Annotated in this window: 5 protein-coding genes; 4 read left to right on the top strand and 1 reads right to left on the bottom strand. The window is 68.2% G+C overall.

Annotated elements, in window-relative coordinates; genetic code table 11:
* Window positions 1-363 precede the first annotated feature (363 nt).
* A complete protein-coding gene (locus Voc01_RS01460; protein WP_203925382.1) occupies window positions 364-2,406 on the bottom strand; it encodes a hypothetical protein in 2,043 nt (680 codons plus the stop codon).
* Between the two features lie 163 nt (window positions 2,407-2,569).
* Between Voc01_RS01460 and Voc01_RS01455 the strand changes: the two genes are divergently transcribed.
* The 4 genes from Voc01_RS01455 to fusA all read left to right on the top strand — a co-directional run bounded on the left by Voc01_RS01455 (window position 2,570) and on the right by fusA (window position 6,608).
* Window positions 2,570-3,175, top strand: coding sequence for a hypothetical protein (locus tag Voc01_RS01455; protein WP_239159854.1), 606 nt, complete (start codon window positions 2,570-2,572; stop codon window positions 3,173-3,175).
* Between the two features lie 425 nt (window positions 3,176-3,600).
* Window positions 3,601-3,975: a 30S ribosomal protein S12 gene (gene rpsL / locus Voc01_RS01450; RefSeq protein WP_203925381.1), complete on the top strand. Its 375-nt coding sequence runs from the start codon at window positions 3,601-3,603 to the stop codon at window positions 3,973-3,975.
* Window position 3,976: 1 nt separating this feature from the next.
* A complete protein-coding gene (gene rpsG, locus Voc01_RS01445) occupies window positions 3,977-4,447 on the top strand; it encodes a 30S ribosomal protein S7 (RefSeq protein WP_203925380.1) in 471 nt (156 codons plus the stop codon).
* A 61-nt stretch (window positions 4,448-4,508) separates the two neighbouring features.
* Entirely contained in the window at window positions 4,509-6,608 is a 2,100-nt protein-coding gene (gene fusA / locus Voc01_RS01440) for an elongation factor G (protein ID WP_203925379.1), read from the top strand.
* The last annotated feature ends 34 nt before the right edge of the window (window positions 6,609-6,642 follow it).

The following is a 6,642-nucleotide window of genomic DNA, read 5'->3' as shown; positions in this document are numbered from 1 at the left end:
GAACGCACAGTGACACATCACAACTACATACGAATCAACGACTCAGGACACTGGTGGCGCTTCGTCAGGTCTGTTGACCTGTCGCGCCGCCCGCGGTCACGCCGTGTCGCAGCTCTGCGCCGATCCTGCACTCGTGGCCGCCCCTATTTGCGCAAATGTCATATTTTCAGGGAGGCCACAACTGCAAGATCGGCGCAGAGCGGGGCGCCGCGGACGGCGTGGGCGGACGGCGTGGACTGGCGCCGACGTGTGTCGCTGAAACGCGTCGCGCCACACGGCACCCGGGAACCTGCGAGCCCTGGCTACCGCGATCTTGGACGATCGTCGTAGCCAGGGCAACGCGGAGCGTCCACGATCGCGGGGCTACGGGTTGCCCGCCACGGTGAGCCAGCGGACGTCCCAGATCCAGGCGCCGTGTGAGTACTTGCCGGGCCCCAGCACCTGGTCCCAGAGCATTTTCAGCTCGCGCTGGTGCGGGTGCGGGCCGATCACCACGACGCCGACCTTCCAGAACACCAGGTCCTGCTTCATGCCGACCTTCATCTCGTCGGTCGGCGCGACCAGGTCGTCGTCGCGGCCGTCGATGCGGCCGGTCTTGGCGACGTGGTTGACCCAGTAGGTGGTGGGCCGCGAGACCGGGCCGTACCAGCCACGGCCGTTCTCGTCGGGGCCGATGAAGTACCCGTGCGGGATCTGGAACTCCTGGCGGCCGGCGGCGCTGTAGCGCAGCGTCCAGATGCCGTCGGCGTTGTTGGGCACGGGCACCGGTAGCACGGTGTACCCGGCCGGCGTGTAGGCCCGCCAGTGGTCGTCGACGATGAAGTCGGGCACCTTCGGTGCCACCATCGTGGGCATCACCCAGGGCGTGATCGGCACGAGCGCCATCGCGATCGCGAACATCCCGAACGCCCGCTTCCGCGCCACCGGGACGGTGCGCAGCGCACTGCCCCATGGCGCTCGCACGCGCCCCGAGGCCTCTCCGGTGTCGCCTTCCCCCGTCGCTTCGGTCGCGTCGCTTCCTGCGCTCCTCGGCCCCGACGACATCCCCCTCAGGGCGTCCCAGGAGAGCGCCACCAGTAGACCGACCACCCCGACCACGACCATCGTGAGCCGGGTGGGCTGCAGGAGTTCGAGCACCGGCACGTGCCCGCTGCTGATCAGCGCCCAGGGGCCGGGGATGCCGGTCTCCTTGCCGTTGACCACGACCTCGGGACCGATGCCGGCGACCACGAAGATGCCGGCGGCGATCGTGGCGATCCGGGCGACCTTGGAGCGGCGCCACAGCAGCACGGCCGCGGCCAGCACGACCAGCACCAGCGGCCAGCCGAACCAGGTGTTCTGCTCGGTGTGCCCGATGACCTTCTCGACGTACGCGTCGCCGGCGAGCGTGTCGCGGGCGAACGTGACGTACGCGGCGAGGTCCTCGCCCCAGCTGTGGAACTCGAAGGGCAGGCCGCGGTAGGACTGCGGGCCCCGGAACTGGAACCACATCGGGTACGCCAGCAGGGCGCCGGCCACCACCGCCGTGATGCCGAGGGACCCCAGGATGCGCGGGCCGTTCGGCCACACGTCACGGATCCTGACGAGCGTGATCACGCCCAGCGCGACGGCCGTGATCAGCAGCACTTCCTGGTTGATGAAGAACTGCCAGACGACGAGCCCGGCCATGATCAGGCCGTCTCTCATCACCCGGCCGGGCCGGCCCAGCCGCAGCGCGTAGAGCACCAGGAACGGCACCAGGAAGTGCGTGGAGAAGTTCGGCTGGCCGTTGGCGTGGTGGATGATGCCCGGCGCGAAGCCGATCACCGCGCCGCCCAGCCAGGCGGCCACCTTCGAGGTGACCAGGTGCCGCGAGAACACGTGGTAGCAGGCGTACGCGGTGCCCGCGAGGCCGCCGACGAGGAAGACCCAGTACGAGATCGCGCTGCCGAACACCATCGTGATCGGCGCCAGCGGGATCGAGATGCCGAGCACCGAGGTGTTCGCCATCAGGTTCACCCCGAAGGGGTAGTTCTGGCGCTCGGAGAACAGCGGGTTCTCGAGGTGCCGCACCGTGTACGCGCCGTGTTCGAGGAGCCACTCGAACCAGATCTGGTCGTTCGGGTTGTGCGCGGACACGCGGTCGAACGGGTTCAGGAACAGCCCGCCGGCCGTCCACAGCGCCAGCGCCACGAACGCGAGCGCGGCCACCAGGTCGGGGCGCCGGGTCGCGAAGCTCCGGGCCCGCGCGAGGCGCGAGGCCGCCTGGGGTTCCGCCTCCCCGTGAGACCCTGCTTGAGACCCTGCCTGGGACCCGGATGCGCCGGCCACCGTCGACCCGGCCGACCGGGGAGCGGGCGGTGTGGTGGCGACCGACCGCGGCTCGACCGATTCCGGTGGGGCGGTGTCGGTTGGCGTACTTGTCATGCGCGCCCGAGGTTCCTTCCGTTGCTGCCCGTTGGCTGCGTGAACCCACCGGACCTTACCTCCCCGCGCTGGGAGGTAGCCGGGCACAATGGGCGGGTGAACCGCATCGAGATCGTGGTGTGACGATGCTGAGCGGACCATTGGTCGGATTGTTGGTGACACGGTGACCGAGCACGGACCCGGCGCGCCCCCTCCGGGCGGCCCGCAGTGGGCCCCGCCCGGCGGGCAGATGCCGGCACAGGCTCCGGTGCAGGCTCCCGTACAGGCTCCCGTACAAGCGCCGCAGTATGCCGGGGCCTATCCGGGCGGTGGCGTCCCCGGTCCCTACGCGGCCGCTCCCGCTCCGGTCGTGCAGCCGCCGCCCGACGCGCGCACCGGTCCGGTGCACGTGGAGCCCGTGCACGGCACCGAGTTCGGGGTCGCGATCGTCTCCGTGCCGCCGACGTTCTCCGGCCAGGCCATCGGCAGCCTGGTGGCCGGCATCGCGTCGATCGTCGTGTCGCTCGTCGTGGGCTGCTTCGGCATCGCCGGTGGCGGTGAGGACTGGGGGGTGCTCGTCTCGGGCGCGTTCGCGATCCTGGCGGGGCTGCTGGGGTTGGCGGGCGTCGGGCTGGGCCTGGTGGCGGTGCGGCTGATCAAGGCGTCGCGGGGACGCATCACCGGGCGCGGGGTGGCCGTCTCGGGAATCGTCTGCGGTGGTTCGGGTGTTGTACTCACCGCTGGCGGCATGCTGCTCGCCCTCGTGACCCTGGTCTCGGTGAGCTCCTGAGACCGCGTGTCGCAGCGCGATCGGGCAGGTACTCTGGATATCGAAAGTCGCTCATCCGGCCCCCGATTTTGACCGGGGTACCTGTGGTGGGTACTCTTTCTCTTCGTGCCCGGCTTCGCCGGGCGGATTGTGTGCGCCCGCGCCGGCGCTCACCTCGGTGGCGGTCCGGCGACCTGGCTGACTACTCAGCTCGTGTGCCCGCCAACGGTTGGCAATCCGTCCGGGATTCCGTGTGCGACAGACAACCCGGGGGTCCTCCCCGGGACAGAGGGTTGAGACCGCAGGCGGGGCGACACGCCCGACCGCGGGGGTCGGTGAAGACCGATCCGGCGCTCACGACATTTCGCTATAGACAGACGACATAAAGACAGCAACGAAGCAGTAAACCGGCACGGCCGCCACGGCCGAAGGGAGAGGCAGACCCGGTGCCCACCATCCAGCAGCTGGTCCGTAAGGGCCGCAAGGCCAAGATCAGCAAGAGCAAGACTCCGGCGCTGAAGGGGTGCCCGCAGCGGCGCGGTGTGTGCACGCGTGTGTACACCACCACGCCGAAGAAGCCGAACTCGGCTCTGCGCAAGGTCGCCCGTGTCCGGCTGATGAGCGGGTTCGAGGTCACGGCCTACATCCCCGGCGTTGGTCACAACCTGCAGGAGCACTCGATCGTGCTCGTGCGTGGCGGTCGCGTGAAGGACCTCCCCGGCGTCCGTTACAAGATCATCCGTGGTTCGCTCGACACCCAGGGTGTGCGTAACCGCAAGCAGGCTCGCAGCCGCTACGGCGCGAAGAAGGAGAAGAGCTGACATGCCGCGTAAGGGCCCAGCCCCGCGCCACCCGTTGGTGGCCGACCCGGTGTACAACTCGCCGCTGGTCACGCAGCTGATCAACAAGATCCTGCTTGGCGGCAAGCGGCAGCTCGCGGAGCGCATCGTGTACAGCGCGCTGGAAGGCTGCCGGGAGAAGACCAGCACCGACCCGGTCGTCACCCTGAAGCGTGCGATGGACAACGTGAAGCCGACCCTCGAGGTGCGCAGCCGCCGTGTCGGTGGCGCCACCTACCAGGTGCCGGTCGAGGTGCGTCCGCCCCGGGCCGTGACGCTGGGCCTGCGCTGGCTGGTGCAGTACTCCCGCGCCCGCCGTGAGAAGACCATGATCGAGCGGCTGATGAACGAGCTTCTCGACGCGAGCAACGGTCTTGGCGCCGCCGTCAAGCGGCGTGAGGACACGCACAAGATGGCCGAGTCCAACAAGGCCTTCGCGCACTACCGCTGGTAACGGGACCGCAGTCCCCGCCGGCGTTTGACTCGGGGGTGATCCCCCCAAGGAAGGGAACACCGTGGCAGCCGCAGACGCCGCCCTCGCGAAGCTCCGCAACATCGGCATCATGGCGCACATCGATGCCGGCAAGACCACGACGACCGAGCGCATCCTGTTCTACACCGGTATCACGTACAAGATCGGTGAAGTTCACGAGGGCGCGGCCGTCATGGACTGGATGGAGCAGGAGCAGGAGCGCGGCATCACCATCACTTCCGCCGCGACCAAGTGCGAGTGGAACGGCCACACCATCCAGATCATCGACACGCCGGGGCACGTCGACTTCACGGTCGAGGTCGAGCGCTCGCTGCGGGTCCTGGACGGCGCGGTGGCGGTCTACGACGGTGTCGCCGGCGTGGAGCCGCAGACCGAGAACGTCTGGCGGCAGGCCGACAAGTACCACGTCCCGCGGATGTGCTTCGTCAACAAGCTCGACCGCACCGGGGCCGACTTCTTCCGTTGCGTGCAGATGATGAAGGAGCGGCTCAACGCCACCACCCTCGTCCTGCAGATCCCGATCGGGTTGGAGGCCGACCACATCGGCGTCGTCGATCTGGTCGGCATGCGTGCGCTCACCTGGCGTGGGGAGACGAAGAAGGGCGAGGACTACGCGGTCGAGGAGATCCCGGCCGACCTCGCCGACCAGGCCGCCGAATGGCGCGAGAAGCTTCTGGAGACCCTCTCCGAGGCCGACGACGACATCATGGTCAAGTACCTCGACGGCGAGGAGCTGTCGGAGTCCGAGATCAAGAAGGCGATCCGGCGGGCCACGATCGACGGCAAGCTCAACCCGGTCGTCTGCGGGTCGGCGTTCAAGAACAAGGGCGTGCAGCCCATGCTCGACGCCGTGGTCGACTACCTGCCCTCGCCGCTCGACATCCCGGCGATCGAGGGCACGGCCACCGACGGCGAGACGCCGCTGCAGCGCAAGCCCTCGGTGACCGAGCCGTTCTCGGCGCTGGCGTTCAAGATCCAGACGGACAAGCACCTCGGCAAGCTGACGTACGTGCGGATCTACTCCGGCAAGCTCGACTCCGGGTCCCAGGTGATCAACTCCACCAAGGACCGCAAGGAGCGCATCGGCAAGATCTACCAGATGCACGCGAACAAGCGTGAGGAGCGGTCGACGGCCCAGGCCGGCGACATCATCGCCGTGCAGGGTCTCAAGCAGACCACCACCGGCGACACGCTCTGCGACCCGCAGCACGCGGTGATCCTGGAGTCGATGACGTTCCCGGAGCCGGTCATCCAGGTCGCGATCGAGCCGAAGAGCAAGGCCGACCAGGAGAAGCTGTCGACCGCCATCCAGCGGCTCGCCGAGGAGGACCCGACCTTCCGGGTGCACCTCGACGAGGAGACCGGCCAGACGGTCATCGCCGGCATGGGCGAGCTGCACCTCGACATCCTCGTCGACCGCATGCGGCGCGAGTTCAACGTCGAGGCCAACATCGGCAAGCCGCAGGTGGCCTACCGCGAGACGATCCGCAAGACGGTCGAGAAGGTCACGTACGTCCACAAGAAGCAGACCGGTGGGTCGGGCCAGTACGCCAAGGTGATCGTCACCCTGGAGCCGCTGGACCTCTCGTCGGACGGCCCGACGTACGAGTTCGTCAACGCCGTCACCGGTGGTCGGATCCCGAAGGAGTTCATCCCCTCGGTCGACGCCGGTGCCCAGGACGCGATGCAGTACGGCATCCTGGCCGGCTACCCGCTGGTCGGTGTCAAGCTGACGCTGGTCGACGGGCAGTACCACGAGGTCGACTCGTCGGAAATGGCATTCAAGATCGCCGGTTCGATGGCGCTGAAGGAAGCGGCCAAGATGGCCAGTCCCGTGCTCCTCGAACCGATGATGGGCGTCGAGGTCGTCACCCCCGAGGACAACATGGGTGACGTCATCGGCGACCTCAACTCCCGCCGGGGCACCATCCAGGCCATGGAGGAGCGTAGCGGCGCCCGCGTCGTGCGCGCTCTGGTGCCGCTGTCGGAGATGTTCGGCTACGTCGGCGACCTGCGGTCGAAGACCCAGGGCCGGGCGAGCTACACGATGCAGTTCGACTCCTACAACGAGGTTCCGCAGAACGTCGCCAAGGAGATCATCGCGAAGGCGACGGGCGAGTAATCTCCCCTAGCGTTAGCGGGATTGAACTGCTGAA

The sequence above is a fragment of the Virgisporangium ochraceum genome (assembly GCF_016863655.1).
Taxonomy (GTDB): Bacteria; Actinomycetota; Actinomycetes; order Mycobacteriales; family Micromonosporaceae; genus Virgisporangium; species Virgisporangium ochraceum.
The sequence above is the reverse complement of the archived record's forward strand: the minus strand, read 5'-3'. Positions and strand labels throughout refer to the sequence as shown.